General features: G+C 45.1%; 20 protein-coding genes and 1 riboswitch. Of the genes, 4 read left to right on the top strand and 16 right to left on the bottom strand.

What is annotated here, in order from left to right:
• Nucleotides 1-32: 32 nt before the first annotated feature.
• The 10 genes from KCTCHS21_RS08065 to ytxC all read right to left on the bottom strand — a co-directional run bounded on the left by KCTCHS21_RS08065 (nt 33) and on the right by ytxC (nt 11,971).
• Complete coding sequence (locus tag KCTCHS21_RS08065; RefSeq protein ID WP_130606627.1) at nt 33-1,541, bottom strand: S1C family serine protease; 1,509 nt, start codon at nt 1,539-1,541, stop codon at nt 33-35.
• Between the two features lie 167 nt (nt 1,542-1,708).
• Nucleotides 1,709-2,122 (bottom strand): YugN family protein, encoded by a 414-nt coding sequence (locus KCTCHS21_RS08060; RefSeq protein WP_130606625.1) that lies wholly within the window; start codon nt 2,120-2,122, stop codon nt 1,709-1,711.
• Nucleotides 2,123-2,172: 50 nt separating this feature from the next.
• Nucleotides 2,173-2,847 (bottom strand): response regulator, encoded by a 675-nt coding sequence (locus KCTCHS21_RS08055; protein WP_130606623.1) that lies wholly within the window; start codon nt 2,845-2,847, stop codon nt 2,173-2,175.
• Nucleotides 2,848-2,880: 33 nt separating this feature from the next.
• Nucleotides 2,881-3,906, bottom strand: a complete 1,026-nt coding sequence (locus KCTCHS21_RS08050) for a sensor histidine kinase (protein WP_130606621.1) — start codon at nt 3,904-3,906, stop codon at nt 2,881-2,883.
• Nucleotides 3,907-3,909: 3 nt separating this feature from the next.
• Nucleotides 3,910-4,908, bottom strand: a complete 999-nt coding sequence (gene liaF / locus KCTCHS21_RS08045) for a cell wall-active antibiotics response protein LiaF (protein WP_130606619.1) — start codon at nt 4,906-4,908, stop codon at nt 3,910-3,912.
• 797 nt (nt 4,909-5,705) lie between these two features.
• A complete protein-coding gene (locus tag KCTCHS21_RS08040) occupies nt 5,706-7,145 on the bottom strand; it encodes a methyl-accepting chemotaxis protein (protein WP_130606617.1) in 1,440 nt (479 codons plus the stop codon).
• A 157-nt stretch (nt 7,146-7,302) separates the two neighbouring features.
• On the bottom strand, nt 7,303-7,440 hold the full coding sequence (locus KCTCHS21_RS30840; protein ID WP_157993986.1) for a hypothetical protein: 138 nt from the start codon (nt 7,438-7,440) through the stop codon (nt 7,303-7,305).
• A gap of 47 nt (nt 7,441-7,487) precedes the next feature.
• The gene (locus KCTCHS21_RS08035; protein ID WP_130606615.1) at nt 7,488-8,009 is read right to left on the bottom strand and encodes an RNA polymerase sigma factor; all 522 of its coding nucleotides are present in this window, start codon (nt 8,007-8,009) and stop codon (nt 7,488-7,490) included.
• Between the two features lie 594 nt (nt 8,010-8,603).
• Nucleotides 8,604-10,544, bottom strand: coding sequence for a threonine--tRNA ligase (gene thrS, locus KCTCHS21_RS08030; protein ID WP_130606613.1), 1,941 nt, complete (start codon nt 10,542-10,544; stop codon nt 8,604-8,606).
• 527 nt (nt 10,545-11,071) lie between these two features.
• Nucleotides 11,072-11,971 carry a putative sporulation protein YtxC gene (gene ytxC, locus KCTCHS21_RS08025; protein ID WP_130606611.1) on the bottom strand — a complete coding sequence of 300 codons (900 nt, stop codon included), beginning with the start codon at nt 11,969-11,971 and terminating at the stop codon, nt 11,072-11,074.
• A 216-nt stretch (nt 11,972-12,187) separates the two neighbouring features.
• Between ytxC and KCTCHS21_RS08020 the strand changes: the two genes are divergently transcribed.
• Nucleotides 12,188-13,186, top strand: coding sequence for a GGDEF domain-containing protein (locus KCTCHS21_RS08020; protein ID WP_162309296.1), 999 nt, complete (start codon nt 12,188-12,190; stop codon nt 13,184-13,186).
• Between the two features lie 62 nt (nt 13,187-13,248).
• Here KCTCHS21_RS08020 and mqnC read toward each other — a convergent pair whose 3' ends face one another.
• The 4 genes from mqnC to metA all read right to left on the bottom strand — a co-directional run bounded on the left by mqnC (nt 13,249) and on the right by metA (nt 17,815).
• Nucleotides 13,249-14,385: a cyclic dehypoxanthinyl futalosine synthase gene (gene mqnC / locus KCTCHS21_RS08015; RefSeq protein WP_130606607.1), complete on the bottom strand. Its 1,137-nt coding sequence runs from the start codon at nt 14,383-14,385 to the stop codon at nt 13,249-13,251.
• A gap of 127 nt (nt 14,386-14,512) precedes the next feature.
• On the bottom strand, nt 14,513-15,685 hold the full coding sequence (locus KCTCHS21_RS08010) for a MalY/PatB family protein (protein ID WP_130606606.1): 1,173 nt from the start codon (nt 15,683-15,685) through the stop codon (nt 14,513-14,515).
• Between the two features lie 22 nt (nt 15,686-15,707).
• Nucleotides 15,708-16,865 (bottom strand): PLP-dependent transferase, encoded by a 1,158-nt coding sequence (locus tag KCTCHS21_RS08005; protein ID WP_130606604.1) that lies wholly within the window; start codon nt 16,863-16,865, stop codon nt 15,708-15,710.
• Nucleotides 16,866-16,882: 17 nt separating this feature from the next.
• Nucleotides 16,883-17,815 (bottom strand): homoserine O-acetyltransferase MetA, encoded by a 933-nt coding sequence (metA, locus tag KCTCHS21_RS08000; protein ID WP_130606602.1) that lies wholly within the window; start codon nt 17,813-17,815, stop codon nt 16,883-16,885.
• Between the two features lie 132 nt (nt 17,816-17,947).
• A riboswitch (SAM riboswitch) is annotated at nt 17,948-18,060 on the bottom strand.
• A gap of 359 nt (nt 18,061-18,419) precedes the next feature.
• Here metA and corA point away from each other — a divergent pair.
• On the top strand, nt 18,420-19,355 hold the full coding sequence (corA, locus tag KCTCHS21_RS07995) for a magnesium/cobalt transporter CorA (RefSeq protein ID WP_130606600.1): 936 nt from the start codon (nt 18,420-18,422) through the stop codon (nt 19,353-19,355).
• A 74-nt stretch (nt 19,356-19,429) separates the two neighbouring features.
• Here corA and KCTCHS21_RS07990 read toward each other — a convergent pair whose 3' ends face one another.
• Nucleotides 19,430-20,476, bottom strand: a complete 1,047-nt coding sequence (locus tag KCTCHS21_RS07990) for an HRDC domain-containing protein (RefSeq protein ID WP_162309295.1) — start codon at nt 20,474-20,476, stop codon at nt 19,430-19,432.
• A 176-nt stretch (nt 20,477-20,652) separates the two neighbouring features.
• Here KCTCHS21_RS07990 and KCTCHS21_RS07985 point away from each other — a divergent pair, with 176 nt between their 5' ends.
• Both KCTCHS21_RS07985 and KCTCHS21_RS07980 read left to right on the top strand, forming a co-directional pair.
• The gene (locus KCTCHS21_RS07985) at nt 20,653-20,949 is read left to right on the top strand and encodes a DUF3055 domain-containing protein (RefSeq protein WP_179952665.1); all 297 of its coding nucleotides are present in this window, start codon (nt 20,653-20,655) and stop codon (nt 20,947-20,949) included.
• Between the two features lie 59 nt (nt 20,950-21,008).
• Nucleotides 21,009-21,305 carry a hypothetical protein gene (locus KCTCHS21_RS07980; RefSeq protein ID WP_130606596.1) on the top strand — a complete coding sequence of 99 codons (297 nt, stop codon included), beginning with the start codon at nt 21,009-21,011 and terminating at the stop codon, nt 21,303-21,305.
• Here KCTCHS21_RS07980 and KCTCHS21_RS07975 read toward each other — a convergent pair.
• Nucleotides 21,282-22,700: a phosphodiester glycosidase family protein gene (locus KCTCHS21_RS07975; protein ID WP_130606594.1), complete on the bottom strand. Its 1,419-nt coding sequence runs from the start codon at nt 22,698-22,700 to the stop codon at nt 21,282-21,284. The genes KCTCHS21_RS07980 and KCTCHS21_RS07975 overlap by 24 nt on opposite strands.
• Nucleotides 22,701-22,753: the final 53 nt, after the last annotated feature.

The following is a 22,753-nucleotide window of genomic DNA, read 5'->3' as shown; positions in this document are numbered from 1 at the left end:
ATAGGTTACAGCTTTGAAAACACCACATTTATTTACTTAGTTGGAGTTTGGAATTCATTCTTATCCCCAATTTCAACCGTCACATCTATTTTCTTTTCTCCGCGTAGTACATTTAAGGCAACCTTGTCTCCAACAGACTTCTTCTTAATCGCAGCAATTAAATCTGTAGACGTGTTATAGCTCGTATTATCTATCCCGGTAATAACGTCGTATTGTCTGAGATCCCCTTTATAAGCTGGAGTGTTGAACAGAACCTCCGTCACGAAGGAGCCCTTTGTTTCCAGATCAAGACCTAAACGCTTAGCGATATCCGCCGTCACATCAGTAAGACTAGCGCCGATGAATGGTGCTGGCTTTTGCGGAATTTTCGTATTGCTCTTCAATTGTTCAAGCACTTCTGTAATCGTGCTAGTCGGAATAGCAAAACCAATACCTTGTGCCTGTGTGCTGACGGCCGTATTGATCCCTATAACCTCGCCCTTTAGATTAAGAAGGGGACCGCCGGAGTTGCCTGGATTAATAGAAGCATCCGTTTGCAAGAGATGCTCGTAATTACGAGTTCCAGCCGTATCTTGTATGCTAATCTTACGCTCATTGGAGCTCAAAACACCTACAGTAATGGTATGCTCAAATCCATACGGGTTCCCGATTGCTACAACCCAATCTCCCATGTTCAAGCTGCTTGAATCACCGAGCTTTAAGGTTGGGAATTCTTTGCCTTCAATTTTAAGTACAGCTAGATCAAGCTCATAGCTCGAGCCAAGCAATTGTGCAACTAAAGGCTTTTCGTATCCTTCTATCGTGACTTTAATTTCTTTAGCACCCGCAATAACGTGCTGATTCGTTAGAATGTATCCCGTAGAGTCGAATATAAATCCCGAGCCCATACCGTTTGGTTGTAGCTCACCTTTCGAATCATCATTGTTGCCACCTCTGCTGCTTCCGCTATCATCACCGAAAAACTGACGGAAAAAGTCATCGTCTAGCATCCCGCCACCACTGCTCTTCGGCGCGTTTGCAAAGGTTTCAATCTTAACAACAGCAGGAGATGATTGCTTGAAAATTGTAGCAATATTGTTCGGACGAACGATATCGCTTGTATTCGCGATTGGGTTACTCGCTGCTTTAACAGAAGTATCTTTCACTTGAGTAGTCCCACCGAGTAACTCGGAAGAAAACCAGTTCTGCCTATCAGCTGTAAACATCAGTCCACCAACAACAAGAACCCCCACTAAAAATGAAGCAAAGATTGCACGGAACGAAGTACGCCGAGGGGGCTTGTTCCCCCAGTCATTGCGAGCTGGGCCACCCGAAACGGTGAAAGGACGGTATTCCTTCGTAGAGGTAGGTGTTACATCCAGCGCTCTCGCCGGCTGATCTGGATTCGATTGTCCATTCGTATCATAGCTTTGATTGGGTCCGAATGGACCGAATGTATAGGGAGCAGATTCCCTACGGACATCCGCGTAAGGATCATCCCTTTTCTCCTGATCATATGTGAAACCATTCGTTTCTTCCGGTTTTTTGTTCTGATCTTCCATAATTATTGCCTCCTCGCGCAGCTAAGGCTGACGTTGTTCTGTATTTCATATCTGTATATTAAACCAGTTACCTTAAAACTATCTTAAACTTAAATGAAGATGAAGTAAAAGCGGAGAAAAAATGTCTCCAGAGACAATAAAGAAACGGCACCTGCGTGCCGCTTGTCTTATTGCGGATAGATCGCTTCTACACTAGCCAGCTTCTTCTTAGCTTGTTCGATCCAATGCGACTCGATTTCATCATCAGAATCCACTGGATCGGAAAACTGATCGAATAATGCCCCCATTGCACGTGGCTGAGCCTCATGGTCTAAACCTTCATTATATACATGCTTTAGAACATACGGCTCATTAAACTGAATTTCTGCATCGCTCTCTTGAGATTCGCTGTCCAGATCGCCGACGGTTACATTAAACGGCAAGCGTAGCCATACTTTATTCGCATCGTCCAAAGCACAATCGAACGAGCCGTGGACATAATCCCAATTACCACCTAAAGTAAATCCCACTTCCGATAATGCATTTTTTGTAATTACAAAGTCCTTCACCTGCGAGGTTAGTGTGGAGGGAATAGCGTGCATCCTGTGAAAATCCCCTTTTTTTCTTACTATCGTTTCCATTAGTCCAATATTTATTCCTCTTTCGCCCATCCTTTTCGATGAGCATAGATTGCAAGCTGGGTTCGATCCTCTAAATCACATTTCATAAGCAGATTGCTGACGTGTGTTTTTACTGTTTTGATGCTAATGTGCAGTTCATCACCAATGTCCTTATTGGACTTCCCTTCTGCTATAAGGAGAAGAACCTCACGCTCTCGCTCCGTTAAACCCTCAACCTCATGACTTGTAGAACGTTTACGAAGCCCGCGTGTTAGAGCTTGTGAGACATCACTACTCATAACCGGCATGTTCTTAACGGCCCCCTGCATGGCATAGATTAACTCCTCTGCAGATACCGTTTTCAACACATAGCTGACTGCTCCCGCTTCAATCGCTGCCACTACCTTCTCATCCTCAAGGAAGCTCGTAAGAATAATGATTCTAAGCTCAGGATATTTACTAATGAGAATTCGCGTAGCATCAACGCCATTCATCTCAGGCATCATTAAATCCATTAGCACAATTTGTGGCATTGCCCCTTGGTAGCCACCGATCTCTAATGATTCTATAGCAGCCTTACCACTCGCAGCTTCCCCTATGACTTCAAATCTCGAATCTAGCATTAAATAAGTACGCAAGCCCATTCTAACCATCTCATGGTCATCCACGATAAGTACTTTCCATGGGGAACCCGGTAGCTCTGTCATCTCCATACGCTCCTATGCCCAATTAGCTTATTATTATAGTGATTCTGATTCAAATTTCGGGAACCAAACCCTTACGCGGGTACCTGAGCCCAGCTTAGTGACAATCTCCGCTTCACCGCCAAGCTTCTGAGCACGCTCGCGCATAGTAGACAAGCCGTAAGCCCCTTCTCTAACCTGCTCTCCCCTGAACCCCGAGCCATTATCTTCTATAGTGAGGGAAATTTGACTATCCGTTTCTCCCAGAAACAGGCGAACGGCCTGCGCTTCCGCATGCTTAACCACGTTGGCCATCGCCTCTTGAATAACAAGGAACAACTGATGCTCAATCGCTTCAGATAACAAGCCTTTTTTTTGGATTTCAAGTGTTCCTTGAAGCCCATTCTGTCTACAATACTCGGGAAACCAACGTTCTAACGCTTCTTCAAGCGTTCTACCTTGCAATTCCATAGGCCTTAGTTGAGCAATGAGCCCACGCATTTGACGTTGCGCAGAGGAAGACATTGCAATTAGCTGCTCCATTACCCTCTGCGCCTGATCAGCATCTCGCTCCAACAGCTTTGGCAAGGCAGAGGCCGACATGTGTAAGGCAAACAATTGCTGGCTAACTGTGTCATGCAAATCCCTGGCAAGCCGTCTTCTTTCCTCAAGCACAGCAGCTTCCTGAGAGGATGCTTCTACCAGCGCCTCTCTTTCGCCTAGCTGCTGGAGAAGCTTGAGCTTGGATTCTAGCTGTTTAAGCAAATGATTTAGCTCTCGATTCGCCCCAGTGAAGGCATCTCCTTCAACCTCTGGTAAGCGTAAATCCCAATGCCCTGCAGAAGCTTGTTTCATGACAAGCTGCATTTGATCAAGCTTCCGTTGTGTGCTTTGAGCAAAACCATAAGAAATAGCCATCTGTCCAAGCGCGATTATACTGGTCCAGCCCAGCCAAGTTCTAATTGAAGGAGGATTATCAGTTTGGTTAACCCAGCAATAGTACAGCAGCACCATCAAAGCAAATGCTGTCAATCCTGCATAGATAGATGAAGCCCATTTACTAGTACGGACCGTTTTCAACATCGCTTAGCCTACCTTCGTCACGCGTACATCGCCAATAAAGCTGCTGACGATAAGCACTACGCGTTTATCGGTATCTGCATATCTTGGTGTTTCCACTGACATTTGGTTAAAAAAACCTCCGCGCTTTTGATCTAGCACTTTAACATCTCCGATCAAGCAGCTAGATACAATCTGCAGCCCTACGCTATGATCATTAGGAACATATACCTTCACATCCCCAATAAATGAGGAAACATATACCCTTGTTTCGCCAATCGGAATTTGCGCTTTAGTTAAATCAAGAGTTGTGTCGCCTATAAAATGTGAAATGCTCATTGGTTTAAGCTCCCAATAATCATTGCCAAGATGCACATCCCCGATAAACCGACTATGGTTCACCCGATTCGGGTTATGCCAATCGTTGGCCTTCCACCAGTCTCGATGCTCATGCCTCTGCTCCCATCCATAGAAGGAAGCCTTCTTGGGATTCGACTGCCCTTCACTAGTGGACGAAGATTGCTCTGAATAAGACTGCTTAGGCTGTTGGCTAAATTCTCCTGATTCCCTCCGGTCAAATTCATCCCAAGCAGGAGGTGCTGGAGGAGGTCCTGGAGGTGCAGAAGAAGTAGGGGGTGTGAAGTGGCTCCACTGCTCCTTGCTCTCCTCATCACGCCGCTTATTCTTACGACGATTACCACAAAAAATCATGTTAAAGCCCCAAATAATGATGGCAATCGGACCAATAAACCGGAACATATCGGAGAAGCTCCAATCCATCCATCCCATATTCCGCCCCAAAAACAAAAATCCGATAATAACCGTTAGTAAATTCCACAAATAAGCGTTTCCACGCTGCTGAACTAGCCCTTGAAACCCGAACACAATTAGTAAGACCGGCCAGAAAGTCGACATCAATTGTCCAATGTTAATACTTACTAGTCCTGTTTGGTTCAATAAGAAGACGACTCCGATAATGACGACAACAATTCCCCATAGCATTCTATGCATGGTCGATGATTGCATAGCTTTATCCTCCGTTACAACTTTACTTATTTCTTATTGTAATCAGTATACCGAATAAACTACAAGAATTAACAGCGGCGCGAGTTGTAAGTTTGCCTCGGTCTACAGACCGAGGTGATTGATTGAACATTAAGGGGTAAGTCAGAGCGGCTGTCCCTTGCTTGACTAACATTTTGAGCTACTCGCACGCAGTGGGGCATGTTTGGGGAGAGTTGTGCTAATTTTTCGTGCTACTCGCTCTCAGAGAGCTTACTTGGGGCGAGATGTACGAATATTTCGAGTTACTCGCCCGCAGTAAGGTATGTTTGGGGAGAGTTGTGCTAATTTTTCGTGCTACTCGCTCGCAGTGAGGTATGTTTGGGGAGAGTTGTGCTAATTTTTCGTGCTACTCGCTCTCAGAGAGCTTGCTTGGGGCGAGATGTACGAATATTTCGAGCTACTCGCTCGCAGTGAGGTATGTTTGGGGAGAGTTGTGCTAATTTTTCGTGCTACTCGCTCTCAGAGAGCTTACTTGGGGCGAGATGTGCCAATATTTCGAGTTACTCGCCCACAGTGAGGCATGTTTGGGGAGAGTTGTGCTAATTTTTCGTGCTACTCGCCCTCAAAGAGCTTGCTTGGGGCGAGATGCACGAATATTTCGAGCTACTCGCCCTCAGAGAGCTTGCTTGGGGCGAGATGTACGAATATTTTGAGCTACTCGCTCGCAGTGGGGCACTCTTGGGGCGAGTTGCGCTAATTTTTCGAGCAACTTGCCCGCAGAGAGGAAAGCTCTGTTTGATTCGTTGGCCATGACATGGTTAAGAAACCACAATATCAATGCCAATGACTCCAATAGCCACTCCATCATTACTCCGTAGTGACATTGAGACGGTTAAGCATGGTCGTTTCGTTATAGCAGATATGTAGACCTCAGAAATATAAATATCCCCAGCCATTGCCCGCTTCCACCATTCGCGCCCTCTTGCATTCAGCAATCCCGCCGCCGGCTCAGAATAAACAAACGAGCCGTCGCTTCGGTTTGACCATATCGCCTCCATGCCCGTAGTCCGCGTAAGACAACTGCCCAAAACTTCACGATGCACTTCCATAGCCATCCCAGCAAGATCAGGATTAGAAGTTAATGTACGTAATAGCTCGGTCCAACGCGAAGTATCCGTAGCGACAGCACCCTCCCATACAAGCCCTCCAGTGCTTTGTATAGCGCTTACCAGCTCATCAGCTGATTCCTTAAGCTGCTCCGATACTCGTCCAAGATTGTTGATTTCCGTTCTTTGCTGTTTGTTCTGAGCCAAAGTATCATCCACGCTGCCCATAGTCAAACCCACAGATTCGACAACCTGCTCAAGCATCGTATTCGTTGCAGCTGTTAGATTCGCTTGTCCAACTGCAAATTCCAATGTTTTACTAACGTGTACATCGACCTCCGAGAAGGAGTTAAAGATAATATCCATCTTCTCCCGCGTTTTGTTCATTTCCTCCAAACCGAGGGATACAGAGTTTTTTTCACGTTCAACTGAGCTAACGACTTGGCGAATACCCGACTCGATATTTTGAACTATGCTGGTCGAGCGCTTAACAGCCTGTCCGCTTTGCTCAGCCAGCTTCCGGATTTCTTGAGCCACTATGGCAAACCCACGGCCGTGTTCTCCAGCGTGCGCTGCCTCGATTGCTGCATTGAGAGCAAGTAGCGATGTCTGGGTAACAATTTCCTGAATCAATTCATTAATTTCACCGATTTTAGATGCTTGGGCAATTAATCCATTTACCCGCTCCTCCATCGTGCCGTGATTTTTGGATAGATCGTTCATCACTTCGTCGGTATGATTAAGCGAACGACATACATCAATAACAACATCCTTAGTCTTCCGGCTTTGCGAATTTAACTCCTCCGTAACACCACGAATTTCTTGTGATGCAGCTGCTACCTCTTGCAGCGAGGAGAAGGCTTCATCTAATCGAGTCATCGCAGTTTTGCTGTTTTCCCTCAGCTTCTCTTCCTGCTCAGTTACTCGATCGGCAATAATATTCAATTGACCCATACTTGAGTCCACTTCTGATACGGCTGCCTGAAGACGATCCGATATGACTACAGCTTCCTCCACCATATGGCGGAGCGTTTCCGGATTTGCGCTAGTGGAAGCATTGTCTTCCAGCGCGGAAACATTTGATTGATTCGGTCTCTGAATTTTATTTAATCCCTTCCCGTAACTCCGAAGCCACCGTTGCCATTGCGCCATCACTCATCACTCCGACATGTTATTTGTCAAATTACGTTAGATTTTCTAACATTATATACCGTTTTTCGACAAAAAGAAAGGATCCCCTTGAGGATCCTCTCTTTAATCGTGTTATTCAGTTATTAACCTGACCTAAACGTGACGCAGTAATTGTTCGTTATCGATTGGATTGCGAATTTTTTTGCGCAGCTTTATTGGTACCGCTGCTGTTAGTCGCATTGGATTCGGTTGCAAACTCTGTCTGAAACTCATTGGCATTTGCATTACCGGCTTTTTGCTTTTTGTTCTTTGCCATTGTTGTTCTCACCTCCATGACTTTATCATGAACAGTGAGTAATGGGATTATGTATGGCTTTCTTCTGCTTTTGCCTGAGTTTTTAATCTGGCCTTACCACGATGGATTCGGGCTTTGACCGTCCCCACCGGCAACTGGAGTGCTGAAGCGATTTCAGCATCCTTCAACCCATAATAAAATTTGTAAAGAAGCAGCGTTCTTGTCACTGGATCCAACCGTCCTAACAAATCGGACAGCTCCATCATCGATTCTGAATCAAAGACTGGTGTCGTTCCGGCAAACTCATCCTCTAGGTGATCGAACATCTTCTCATGGCGCCTTGCCCGATTGGCATTGGAGGCAAGGTTAGAAGCAATCGCTTTCGCCCATGGAATTAGCTTTTCTTTGTGACGGAGCGTAGACCTCTTTTCTAGAATACGCACCCAAGCCTCTTGCACCACATCACCCGCGTCGCTCTTGTGCCACAGCTTATGGCGAACGACCTTTAACATCTGAGTATATAGCTCGCCCAACACTTCATCTTCTGACCAGAATGCTTCCGGTAAATTAGAATCACGGAGGAAGTTCATGTATCCAGCCACTCCTAAAAGGATGCATATTTGAAGTATCTCTCATTCTATCATAAACGCGAGAAAAAGAGAATAATTTACATTTACTAGAAAATAAACGACATACATACGCTATACACAAACATAAACGGCTGACGCCGTCTTTTCACTGCGTTCAACGTTTATGTCGGAGGTTATTTAGAAATGAATTGCGTCACATATTGCTTAGGAACTCAGTAACTCTTATTTGATCAAAATCTAATGGTTTTATATTTTTACGAACTCCAGACATCTTATATCCAGTAAAGTAGCGTCGTTCCTCCTATATTTTACTCAATAGCGCCAATGCAGTTCGTAAGAACAAATTAGTAGTTAATTTTTCGGTAATAAGCACGATACGGTTCGTTAGCTAGGACACGAGCTGCCGCAAGCAAGATCGTAATCGGTATGCAGATTGTAGCAGAAGTAGTGGAATTCGGTAGGTTATAAACTGTCTGGCATCGCTTAAATAGGGTACTGATTTTATAATTTCTTATATTGTAAGAAAAAGAGGCGCCCATAAGTCATAAACTTAAGGGCAACCTCATCTAACTACCTAAAGGGACAATAGAGTCCTTAGTCAATTCGTTTAGATGCTATTTCACCGGTAATACGAGTAACAAACTCTTCAACCGCTTGAGCGCCAAGATCGCCTTCTCCACGACGACGAACAGATACAGTTCCGTTAAGCGACTCATTTTCCCCGATAACAAGCATATACGGTATTTTCTCAAGCTGCGCTTCTCTAATTTTGTAGCCGAGCTTCTCATTGCGTAAATCCGATTCTACTCGTACACCCGCACGCTGTAGCTTCTCCTCAACCTCTTTAACAAAAGGCTCATAGATTGGATTTACAGGAATGAGCTTAGCTTGTACCGGCGACAGCCACAATGGCAGAGCACCTGCGAAGTTTTCCAGCAGGAATGCTGTCATGCGCTCCATTGTGCTTATGATACCTCGGTGAATAACGACAGGACGGTGCTTCTTGCCATCCTCCCCGACATATTCCAATTGAAAGCGTTCTGGAAGTAGAACATCGATCTGCGCAGTCGACAATGTTTCTTCCTTGCCTAGCGCAGTTTTAATTTGCACATCAAGCTTCGGACCATAGAATGCCGCTTCACCTTCTGCTTCGAAGAAAGGTAAATCAAGCTCTTCCACTACCTCACGCAGCATTCTTTGCGTTGTATCCCACATTTCATCGTCCGGCCAGTACTTCTCAGTATCCTTCGGATCCCGGTAAGACAGACGGAAACGGTACTCCTTAATGCCGAAATCCTCGTACACTTGGCGAATAAGATTTACTACGCGAGTGAACTCTTCTTTAATTTGATCCATCCGACAAAAGATATGAGCATCATTTAGCGTCATTGCACGTACCCGGTGTAAGCCTGTTAACGCTCCAGACATTTCATAACGGTGCATAGTGCCCAACTCAGCAATACGGACAGGTAGATCGCGGTAGCTGCGCATATCACTCTTGTATACCATCATATGGTGCGGACAGTTCATTGGACGAAGAACTAGCTCTTCGTTATCCAAAGTCATTTTAGGAAACATATCCTCTTGATAATGCTCCCAGTGACCAGATATTTTATATAAATCAACATTCGCTAACACAGGCGTATATACATGACTATATCCAAGTCTTTCTTCCAAATCTACGATATAACGTTCAAGCGTTTGACGCACCTTCGCTCCATATGGAAGCCATAACGGCAATCCTTGACCTACCTCACGGGAAAAAGTAAACATTTTCAGCTCACGGCCGAGCTTACGATGATCCCGCTTCTTAGCTTCCTCCAGAAAATGAAGATGCTCCTCCAGCTCCGTTTTCTTCGCGAAAGCTGTACCGTAAATCCGCTGCAGCATCTTGTTTTTGCTATCTCCACGCCAATAGGCACCCGCAACACTCAGCAGCTTAAACGTTTTAATTCGTCCAGTTGATGGTAGGTGAGGTCCACGACAAAGGTCGAAAAACTCCCCTTGATCATAGATGGTAATCGCTACGCCTTCAGGCAAATCACGGATCAGCTCAAGCTTTAAGGGATCCGAAGCTTCTTCAAATATGCGAAGAGCCTCTTCCCTGCTAACCTCACGTCTTGTGATGGGCAAATTCTCTTTAACGATCTTATCCATTTCCTTCTCGATTTTCACAAGATCCTCAGGAGTAATGGATTGCTCCAAATCGATATCGTAATAGAAGCCATCCTCGATCACCGGACCAATTCCGAGCTTCACCTTGTCAGCACCATAAATTCGTTTAATCGCTTGTGCGAGCAAATGAGCCGTACTGTGGCGCATAACCTCTAGACCTTCAGCATTATCCAATGTAACGATTTCAAGCGCTACATCTTCAGAAATCGGTGTACTGACATCTACTACCTTCCCATTTACTTTTCCCGCAACCGCAACCTTCTTAAGTCCAGGACTTATAGAAAAAGCTACATCCTCAACAGTTACACCTGCATCATAAGTCCGTACCGCTCCATCAGGCAATGTTACTTGAACAGACATTTCTCTTCCTCCCTTTAATGTGAAAACATAAAGTTTATACCTTTTCCGGCGTACAAGTAAAACGGATTCACCGTCCTTAGGACGGAGGTAAACGTTTGTATCGAGCGATCAGATGAGTATAAAGACATTGAAATTTATACTATTCTGGCGTACAAAAAAACACCTCGTCCCGAAAGGGACGGGTGCTCTGTATGCGGCCCGTGGTTCCACCCTCCATCAACTGGCAATAGATAACAACCAGTTCTCAGGCATGTATAACGGTCATGACCCGGCAGGGAATACTAACGCACTCACGTTGGTGATTACGAATTCAACTCTGCAGCTCGAAAGGGGTCAATGCCAGTTGGTTTCGGAAGGAACTTGCAGCCAAGGTTCCTCTCTCTGTACCGTCCATTTCTAACATTGGTGTCTTTCTCAACGCTTCTAAATGTGGATTGATATGAGTTATTATACCTATTTCAAGGGGAATCAGTCAAGCTAGCCCCTTGAAACAGGGGAGTCCGGGAGTCCATGTAACACCTCGAGCGTTAATGTGCCGGCAAATCCGGATACAAAGCAGCCCTATCTCCAAAAATCCCAATAATGGTGCGGATCACTTGTGAATCCGGCTCAGGTGTATGAATATACAGATGGCGCGGAGAAGCGGCCAGCAATCGACTTACTACTCTGCTTTCCTCCTCTTGCTCCTCCTGTATATCTAAAACATCTGCATCTACCTTAACCGAGCTATCACTTATATCCATTATGTCTTGCTCAAGCGGACGCATTTCCTCATCCAGCAAACGGAATGCATGACCGCCTGAATGTAACACATGCACGGCTGACGTTCTCGTCTCTTGCCACTCCACCATTGATTTCAGCAAAATCATAAACTCCTGATATTGCTTTTCCATCAATCTTTCTTCAATCGCGGTTTCTGCAGCCTCCTGAACCTCAGCACGATAATCACTTAACCGAAACCGAAGAAAGCCATCTAGATGTAAGCGTTCATGATCTTCTAAGTAAAGAGAGAAACGGGAGGCCAGCTTGTGCAATCGACGTTCCCTACCACGTCCTACCCAAGTTTCTTCAAGCTCTGGCTCCCCATCCAATAAACAAACAGCTTCAGCAATTAAAGCATCCATTTCTACGGCATCCTTAAGACCAAATCTCATGTGAAAAAGACTGCGAAGCAATGTGGGCTCTAGATCCGACAATGTATATTCTGCCAGCACTCGGCCAACTCGAAGGCAATAATTTTTTTTATCTTGCGGTCCTGGCCCAAGCGGAAATTGACAACGGATGAACCCGTCTTCCCTAGACAACTCCCATTGGACGCTGTCAACAGGATTATCGGTACCTACAAACGTACGGTTCAGCATTCCTGCCAATCGTTCTAACGAAGGATGATCCTGTACATACTCCACTACAAATCGTACCTGCTTCAATTCCTCACCTCCATCCTTCAAGCTTGATACTTACTATATGGTGGCCCAAAAAGGGATATACGATGGGTTATTAGATATGGTATATTTTATGGAGTTTGATCCTGAAAGGAAGTCATTATGTCTTTTCCCTCTTTAGAAGTTAATCGAGAACGCTGGAATCGAATGCTCCTGCTAAGCTACTGGGCGTTATTCCTCATATCCATATTATTAGAATGCATGTTTTTATTTGTAACTGAGGTTTCGACGAAGGATTTCATCAGTTTATATATTGTAAAACCGACCATCATTATGGCCTCAATCGTGCTACTCGCTGAAATTGGAGTTCGATTTTTGCCTAAGCTTCAAGATTATGTGCTCATCTCTTCAGGGACTCTGCTCGCATCAACAGCCATTGCTATTCATTCCTCATTGGAGTATCTCCTGTTTTTTCTCTTTTTCCCCATAATGATTAGCATTTTTTATTTCCAGTACAAGAAATTGCTTTACGCCATTCTAAATACAGCTATTGCGATAGCCTTCCTATTCACCAATATTGAAAGTATGCATCAAGGAATGTCCACCGTTGGATTACTTTCTATGATATGTATTCTGACTGCCTACAGCTGTATTGCGTTTGGCACTATAGCACGCGGCAGAGAAGTATTGATGCACTTGCGTACGTCCTATGAGTCCAATCAGGAGCTGCTCGTTCGTAACATTGTAATGGACAAGCTTGCCAAAACAGATGCTCTTACGGATACTTACAATCATATGGCTTACCATGAATTCAAGGATAATTTAGTCGAGCAAGCTGACAACGGACGAATCTCGCTTCACTTAGCCATACTTGATATTGATAATTTCAAATTAATAAACGATACTTACGGGCACAAAGCCGGGGACGTCGTGCTTCGGAAAGTCGCCTCAATTGCTCGTTCAAAGACAGGAAGCAATGATATCGTCGCCCGCTATGGAGGGGAAGAATTCGTATTGCTCTTCGCGGAGAAGAGCTTTCAAGAAGTATATGATATTGTTGAGGAGATCAGGACTTCTATTGCAGCAACCAAGCATGAAGCCTTAAAGAGTTTAACCGTTACTGTAAGCATTGGACTCAACCCCTATTTTCCAGGTATGGGTAAAGAAGCCTTCTTCCAAGGGGCAGATGCGGCTTTATACGAAGCGAAGCATTCCGGCAAAAATCGCACAGTTATCGCTGCTTCAGCACAAGTAGAATAGTGTAAAAAAGTCTCCAACCCACACATATGGTGGATTGGAGACTTTTTTGTATATGCTGAATTTTAGTTTTGCATGACGTAATCCTTCTCAACCATATCATTCTCATGGTATACCTTGATCGTCTGATACTTCGTATTGCGCTGAGCAGGAATTTTACCACATTCACGAATTAATTTAAGAATAAGCTCAATGTTAACCTTATGAGTTGTACCCGCCGCAGAAACGACATTTTCCTCGATCATCGTACTACCGAAGTCATTACAGCCATAAGAAAGGGATAATTTCCCGATATCAGGCCCCATTGTAACCCATGAGGACTGGAAGTTATCTATATTATCCAATGCAATTCTACTAATCGCAAGGGTCTTTAAGTATTCTTCAGGCGTCGCTTTAATACGTTTCATATTCGTATTTTCTGGTTGGAACGTCCATGGAATAAATGCCAGAAAACCTGGTGAAGGATAGTTATTATTTAAGCATTCATCCTGTGCTTCTCGAACGCGTAGCAGGTGTAATGCTCTTTCCTCCATCGTCTCGCCAAAACCAATAACCATAGTCGCTGTTGTATTCATTCCCGCCTTGTGCGCTGTGGTCATAACGTCCATCCAATCACGCCAAGTACCCTTTAGACGACTAATCTTCTTGCGAGTTCTATCATCTAATATTTCAGCTCCGCCACCAGGCAGCGAATCTAATCCAGCTTCATATAGCTGACGAACAACATCCTCAAGCGGAATATTGCCAGCCACTACCTGCATTTTACGGATTTCTGCTGGAGAGAAAGAATGCATAGTAATGCTAGGGAACTTCACCTTAATCGCTCTAAGCAAATCCAAATAATAGCTAAATGGTAAATCAGGATTTGTACCGCCCTGCATCAGAATTTCAGTTCCACCTACATCAATCGTCTCTTGAATTTTCTGAAAGATGACTTCATCGGGAAGAACATAACCTTCTGAGGAGCCCGGCGGACGATAAAAGGCACAAAATCTGCAATAAACATCGCATACATTCGTATAGTTAACATTACGTCCTACCACGAATGTTGTAATGGGATCGGGATGTTTTCTCAGCATTATTTGGTTTGCTGTGTGGCCTAGCTTCTCTATCTCATCGCTCTCAAACAAAGCAACGATATCTTCTAATTCCAATCGTTTTCCTTGCAACGATCCTTCTAAAATTCGGTCCACCTGTTTCATAATTGGACCCTCCTCCATACGAGACTTTAGTCCACCATTAAGCTTACCCCATCGTAACATATAAACACCGCGGTAGTCACCTAAGAGGTGACAATACCGCGGCTATATTAAAAACGCAATTGAGCTACTATATAGAATTGACGGCCAATGCAAATTTCTCCAAAGCTTTCGTTAGTATGGAGCGAGGACAAGCAATATTTACCCGTAAATATCCAGCCCCTTGTCCACCGAAAACGGATCCCTCACTAAAGGCTACCCCCGCCTTGTTGAACATTAGCTCTTTGAGCTCAAGCGGCTTATTCGAAATTGCAGTGCAATCCATCCACACCAGATAAGTACCTTCCGGTTTAATGACCTTCACCTGAGGCAAATTCTTCTCGACAAACTCCAATAGAAAGTTAAGGTTACCTTCCAGATACACAAGCAGTTGATCCAGCCATTCGTCTCCATGAGTATAACTAGCCTCAATTGCCGTCAAGCCAAAATAGCTCTCCATGTGTATAGACAAAGTTTTGAGCAACGCATTGTATTTACGTCTTAATCCCTCATTCGGAATAATAACCGACGCTGCTTGCAGACCTGCTAAATTAAACGTTTTGCTTGTTGCAACGCAAGTAAGCGAATGCTGTGCAAACGTTTCTGACAAGGAAGCATACGGAACGTGCTTATGACCAGAAAACACAAGATCGTGATGAATTTCATCAGCAACGACTAATAGGTTATATTGCGCACAAATTTCACCTATCCGTTCCAGCTCTTCCCGTTTCCACACGCGTCCACCTGGGTTATGCGGTGAGCACAGAAGCAGCATCTTGGCACCATTCTTTGCCTGCTGCTCTAGTAGATCAAAATCAATAGAATAATGTCCGTTCTCTAAGATGAGAGGGTTGTCCACAACCGTACGTCCATTCATCTTAATGACGTCATAGAAAGGGTAATATACCGGTGATTGCAAGATAATACCGTCTCCAGGCTCTGTGAAGGCCTGCACCATTAGGCTCAGTGCCGGAACGACTCCAGGGCTTGAGGAGATCCACTCTTGCTCAATATTCCAGCCATGTCTTCTTGAGAGCCACCCAATAATGGCATCGTAGAAGGCTTGCGTTCTTACTGTATAGCCGTATATCCCTTGCTCCGCTCGGCGAGTTATCGCATCGACAACTTCCTTAGGTGCTTCGAAATCCATATCTGCTACCCACAGAGGCAGGATGTCGGATCGACCGAACAATTTCTCAGATTGATCCCATTTATAAGAGGCTGTGTTTGTTCTATCGATTATTTTATCAAAATCATGCTTCATCGCTGTAAGCCTCCGATTTTAATTATCCGTTAATTTCCCGCTCCGCTGCTTCAATAGCCTGCTTAAGGTCAAACATAATATCATCAACATGCTCAATTCCGACGGAAAAACGCAGCAAACGATCATCCACACCGACTGCACGACGGATTTCTACTGGAATATCCGCATGTGTCTGAACCGCAGGGTACGTTAGTAACGACTCCGCTCCACCAAGGCTTTCTGCGAAAGCGATCAGTTGAATATGACGAAGAATGGGCTCGATCGTCCGGGAATCCTTCATTCTGAACGAGAAAATACCCGTGTTTCCAGAAGATTGCGAGTTCTGTATTTCATGCCCCGGATGATGCGGAAGCGCTGGATAGTAGACCTCCTCGACGGAAGGGTGCATTTTCAGCCAGGCTGCCAATCTAGTTGCGTTATATTGATGCCGCTCCATACGAAGCGCCAATGTTTTCATTCCCCGCATAAGCAGCCAGGAATCCTGTGGTCCAAGTACAGCGCCAATCGAATTGTGAAGGAAAGCAATTTCCTCCGACAGCTTCTCGCCTTTAGTTACAATTAAGCCTGCTAGAACATCATTGTGACCGCCTAAGTATTTAGTGGCGCTGTGAACAATAATATCCGCTCCGAGCTCAATTGGACGCTGAAAGAACGGAGTCAGCAATGTATTGTCTACGATCGTAAGAAGCTGCTTTTGTTTCGCCCAAGCTGCTACTTTCGCAATATCTGTAACCATCATAAGCGGATTCGTAGGTGTCTCAATCAATATCGCCTTCGTATTCGGCGTCCGATGTGATTCCAGAGCATCTAAGTCATTCGTATCCACGTAGGATGCAGTTACCCCAAAACGGGACATAATTCTCTCAAGCAGACGGTATGTGCCACCATATAGATCAAGCGAAACCAACAGGTGATCCCCTTGACTAAATAAAGCGAAGACTGTTTGCAGGGCGGCCATACCGGAGCTACAGGCAAAGCCTGCATCTCCGCTCTCTAGATCCGCCGCAGCCGCTTCAAGCACAGCCCGAGTAGGACTCTTAGAACGAGAATAATCAAATCCCGTGCTTTGTCCAAGACGGGGGTGGCGGAAAGCAGTTGATTGATAGATCGGAAAGCTAACCGCTCCTGTTTGCGGATCACTCTGTGATCCAATTTGGGCCAAACGACTCTCGATGTTCATATAATTAAATGACCTCCCTATCGCAACGTTTTTTTGTTTGCCTTGCCCAATTCATAAGGTGTGGCTTGATAAACATAATAGTTCAACCAGTTAGAGAACAGTAGGTTGGCGTGCGCCCTCCATGTCGATACCGGGGAGCGAGTTGGGTCATTATTAGGATAATAATTTTTAGGGATGTCGATATGCAAGCCTTTGGCTACGTCACGATCGTATTCCCATTTCAGTGACTGCGGATCATATTCAGAGTGACCTGTGACGAATATTTGTTTACCGTCCGCTGTTGCTGCGATATATACGCCTGCTTCTTCTGATTCGGACAATATATCCAAGCCAGCAACCTTCTCTATATCAGAGCGCAGCACTTCCGTATGACGGGATTGCGGTACGAAGAACATTTCATCGAATCCTCGCAATAGCTGAACGTTCGGTTTGGAAATTCCATGCGGATATACACCGAACATTTTTTCTGAAAGCGGATATTTTGGCACTCCATAGTGATGGTACAGTCCCGCCTGAGCCCCCCAACAGATGTGCATTGTTGAAGTTACATTGTCGACTGTCCAGTCCATGATTTCCTCTAATTCTTCCCAATAGTTCACTTCTTCGAACTCCAGATGCTCAATTGGAGCTCCAGTTATAATTAAACCATCATACTGTTGGTCCTTAATCTCATCGAACGTTTTATAAAAGCTCTCCAGATGCTCGGCAGAAGTGTTTTTCGATAGATGCGATTGGGGACGTAGCAGCACCGCTTCCAGCTGCAGTGGAGTGTTCCCAATTAACCGAAGAAGCTGGGTTTCTGTTGTTTCCTTCGTCGGCATTAAATTTAAGATCGCAATCCTTAATGGCCGAATATCTTGATGGTAAGCTACACTTTCATCCATAACGAAAATGTTCTCCCCGGCCAGTACTTCCTTCGCCGGCAAATGATCAGGCACTTTAATCGGCATTGTACATTCCTCCTCTGATTCGACAAATCGCTGTATTTTTCCAGCGCTTTATTGTCAGGGTATTGTAAATTGTGCAAACAAAAAACGACCCCAAAATGAGATAGGGTCGTGTAATCGATCGTACGCGCGCCCCTCTCATCTGTCAGAAACATACTGTTTCCGCAAGAATTAGCACCGTGCGTATTAGGAATACGTCGGTTGCCGGGCTTCATAGGGCTAGTCCCTCCGCCTGCTCTTGATAAGATGGCAAAAACTATTCGATTGTTTGGGTAAAACTAATACTAATGTACATGAAAACACATTAACAGTCAAGGTTTAGTGTCCTAAAAACCGCTGTCTTATTTTCTCCTTGAAAGGTGCATGGGGTGGGGATTATACTTATCACGTTAATAGCGTCTAATCGACACCATAATTACTCGACTATAAAGGGGGGAGCCGGACATGGAAGGCGATACACCCAGGCCCAAGACCAATCTCATAGCTAGCGCAGGATGGTGTTCCGCAGCGGGAATCATTTCTTTGTCCGGTTTCTCCGGCTAAGATTTTTTTACCAGTGGAGAGCGTCCTGCATGAACCAGAACGGACATGCAAAGGAGCGAATCCCATGAAAATTAGATTAGTTAATGATGGCGTATTTACGCCAATAGAAAGCATCAATGATACTTTAATCGCGCCCGCTAATGGCTTCTATTGGATCGATGCAGACGTGGATGATCTTATTGTTCTTCAGCCTTTATTTGGTCTCCATGATCTTGCTGTAGAGGATTGCTTGTCGGAAGAAGAGCAACGGCCAAAGCTAGAAATTTATGAAAGCCAATACTTTCTTGTTATTAATAGCATTCGCTTCGATGACGAAGAGATTTTTCTGCGTGCCCTTAATATTTTTCTCGGTCACCATTATCTGATTACGGTTACCAGACAGAAAATTAACGAATTACGCAGTGTTAAGCCCATACTGTGGGAGCAAGAGGTTAATCACGCAGACCGGTTCCTCTATCACCTTATCGATATCGTTGTTGATAACTATTTCACAGTCGGCGATCGAATCGAAGCCCGTATTGAAAGCCTTGAAGAGGATATTCTTATGCATACAAAGAAATCCCACCTAACTGAAATCATTGGACTCCGAAGCGAAATTCTATGGCTCAAGAAGGCTCTTGGACCACAGCGGGAGCTCATCGCAACATTGAACAAAAAGGATTTACGGCTTATCGACAATGAGCTCCAGAAGTATTTCGGAGACATTCACGAAAATGCGGTTAAGGTTTATGAAACATTCGAAACGTACCGCGATCTGATGGGCAACTTACGAGAGGCTTATCAGTCAAGCGTAGCTAACAGAGCCAATGAAATTATGCGCGTATTTACCGCCCTCACAACAATCTTCATGCCGCTGACATTCATCACCGGGATCTATGGAATGAACTTTGATTACATTCCAGGTATGCATGAAAGCTTCGGCTCCATAGTATTGCTTGTATGTATGGCTGTTATCGGATTCGGGATGTTCTACTTCTTCCGGAAGAAGGATTGGCTATGAGAACAAGGGTATCTCTCTCTGGCTGCCAGAAGCAGCTGTAAGACCACGAGAGAGATACCCTCAATCTCTTTGCCTTAAACGACTGCCTTGCTTAGGCGACGGTAACGAATTCTCACCATCCGAAGCTTCTCATACTGACGCTCAACCTCTTGCTCGTTAGACTCAATTTCACCATACACTTTACGTTGTAAGGGCTTTAAGTAACGATCGCCAAGCTGCTGTATAGCTGTCTCAATCTGAAGTGATTCCTCTGGGGTAAGCTCTAACAGCTCCTTCTCTACAACAGGAAGAACATCATAGCCCTCTTCATCAAGACGTTCAATTCTTTCCATCAGCTTGCGCCTTGGACAATTCAACTCCCCTTCCAGCTCTCCAAGTGTTCTCCCTTCCCTAATCCCTAGTAGAAGCGTACGTTTCTCTTGCACCGTTGCCAATGCTTTACCGTATTTCTCCTCCTTCTGCTGGAACATCCAGGAGGATAGCTGCTCTTCACCAATTTCTTTAGAAACCCACTCCTCTAGCGGGAACGTATGTGTTCTTTCCTTACCCTTAAGAATTTCGATGAGATCATTTCCATAGCGTTCTGTTTTCACTTTGCCGAAGCCTGGAATTTGACCTAGCTCCTCTAATGTCTGAGGAATGTATACGGCCAATAGCTGAAGCTCACGATTAGTTGCTATTAAGTAAGCTGACTTCTTCTCCTCCACTGATTTGGCCCTCCGCCAAACACGGAGTCCTGTTGCCGTCTCCTCTACATTTTGTAAATCAGCGTAGCATTGAAGCAGCATCGGAAGGGCTGGACGCCGCTCCCAGAAAGGGATTTCCTCCAACATACCGTCGAGCAATGGCCGGAAGCCTTCTCTCATTTTACTAGCAACCCCATGCCGGAATGCAGCCAACAGCTCCTCCCAGCTCATCCCTTCATACCACACATCTTCAACTGAAGAAGCTTCGAGCTGAATGCTACGCCAGCCTGCACTCCATATTCCTTGCAGCTCTCCAATGAATACTTGTGCTCTTTCCTCCGTTTGACCTCTAATGCGTTCAAACTGATTCAAAAAAACTACCTGCATCCCAATTCCTCCCAAGGCCGTCTCTGCGGCAATATTATCATCGTTCAAGCAGCAAAGCCGGCCCTGGAAACGCAAAAAAAGCACCTCTCGCCGGGCGGCGATGAGGTGCTTCCTCACACATGCAAACATGAACAGCTATAGATTATCAAAATTATCCAGGTTAGGCAAGACCCCTCCAATGATTTATAATGAAATAAGCACGACATCAAGGAGGATCTATACCGATGAACATAGCCGATTTTGATTTTTTATCAGACTCCACTGAACAAACAACGACCCGTTTTGTCACCTTCGTGACACCTGGTCTTAAGCGATTTGATCTTGCGATTTTATCCACAAGTCGGTTTTACGGCAAGAAGCTCGTAACCGATCTAATGTTTGGTCGTAGCGCTATTCTTGGACCAGACGATTTGGAAGCTGAGGGCGTGCTTGAATCTGTATTTCAGATTAACGAGGAAGAGGCAGCGGAGCTTGCCCAATTCCTCACACTAGTGCTCGGCGCTGTAAATTTTACAGACTAACTGCTGGATGAATCGGACATTCTAATGGAAATTAGCCAATCCATTAGGAGGATTCCAGCATGTCTCCATTTCTCCCAGAGAAAAAGCAACCGACCACAGACCTCGCAACAGTAGAATCGCAACGTAATGACCTCATTCCTGAGGAATTTCCCGAGGGATCCTACGGCTCCATGATACTAAAGGAATCTCTAGGCAAGAGCACGCCATGGCGAGAGGATCAGCGTCCCCCTAACCGCTTCAGCTACGAGAATCGCGAGCTGCATGCAGGACTAGACCGTGATTACCCAGGAGATCACCAGCTTCATGACTTATCCGGAAGCGATGAATCAGAGCTACTTCAACCCGACACCGAATAGAAGAGAATTACTAAGCAATCTTCCCGGTGTCGTGAGTAATTTCCCATTGGCGTACATGCCGGATGAGGCACCGCCATCTAGATTCATGCCCTGCTGCGCGCCTAACGAGCGAAGAATTTCTCCAAGCTCCTTAATTGTCGCACCCCCCACCGTAACTAGAACGACGCTTCCGTCCGCCTTAATTCCGATACCGCTACGCGCTGCGGGGGTCGATAATATTTTGGCTTGCTTAAAGCCTTCCAGCTCCGCCTGAATGAACACTTTTCCATCCTTCAGCACCCTTGGTCCTGCCCCGACTGCAGTAACAACATCACTCCAGTCTAATTCCTTCCCATCAGCATTGAAATATTTTAAGCGGTAATGAACCTTTTTGCCCACTTCGAACTTTTTCTCCAAGCTTTTTTTTACGCTCCCCGTTAATACAATGACGAAACCGTCCCGGGGTATTTTCACATTCTCGTTTTCGGTTATTTTTTCGACGACTCCATTGTTGACGACAATAGCCTTGCCGAACGCAAAGCCGATCCGATCTCCTCTTTCGGGAGTAAACACAATCGAGCTATTGCCACCCGCTGTTGGCGTGCGATTAACGAATACAGCATACCAATTGTTTTTGTAATCGTAGGAGCCATCCGTTCCTCCCTCGATTTTCAACCTAAGTGTATCCATTTTCGCCGAACCATCGGCAGTAAAGCCTACAGTTGTGCCATTCTGAGTGACGTGTATGAGCTCTCCATTCGCAATTAAGGTCCCATAAGGCTCGGGAATACCGCCGTAAGCTTCGAAATAAGTACCATTAATCGCAAAATCTGCATTACGACGAGAAGCCATCGACTTCAATTCTTCCACATTGCCTACTGTATTCTTCGCTAGCCCGATATCAACCGGTAGCCCTTTAGGGATGCTTATCGTCTGAACGGAAAAGCTTTTGCTGCCAACCTTCACTTTACGGATCTCTGTCTTAGGCTTAAAAGTACCCTTATATGGAGCGGCATCCACCACTTGAAGCTGGAGAGTACAAGAGGAAGGAACCGCGTCTGCAGCAGCTTCACCGCTTCCCATTGCTGCCGTATCGGCAATCTTTGTAACCGTCAGTTGGGCTGTCCCCTTAGTCAGAGGAACAAGGAGCCCACTCCTAGTGACGCTTACGATCTTAGGTTTATTTACTTGGTAAGTACGATCGTTCATGAAGGAATACATCGAGGCGATGCTTTTCTTATTGTTAAGAGGAAGCTTAACGACTTCTGTTGGACATACGACTGTGGAAGCCCCATCGGCGCTATCAGATGTATTGTCTTCTGCATAGGAAGTATCCCAAAGCATACTTATAATTACGACCATGATTAAAATGATTTTACCTGTTTGACGAATACTGCTGGACATGATGCTGAACATGATGAATAACAACCTCTCTATATTTCGAATAGTGATTTCTTCGGAATATAGAT

It is taken from the genome of Cohnella abietis (assembly GCF_004295585.1).
Classification (GTDB): Bacteria; Bacillota; Bacilli; order Paenibacillales; family Paenibacillaceae; genus Cohnella; species Cohnella abietis.
Note: the sequence above shows the minus strand (reverse complement) of the source record. Positions and strands in the feature narration are given on the sequence as shown.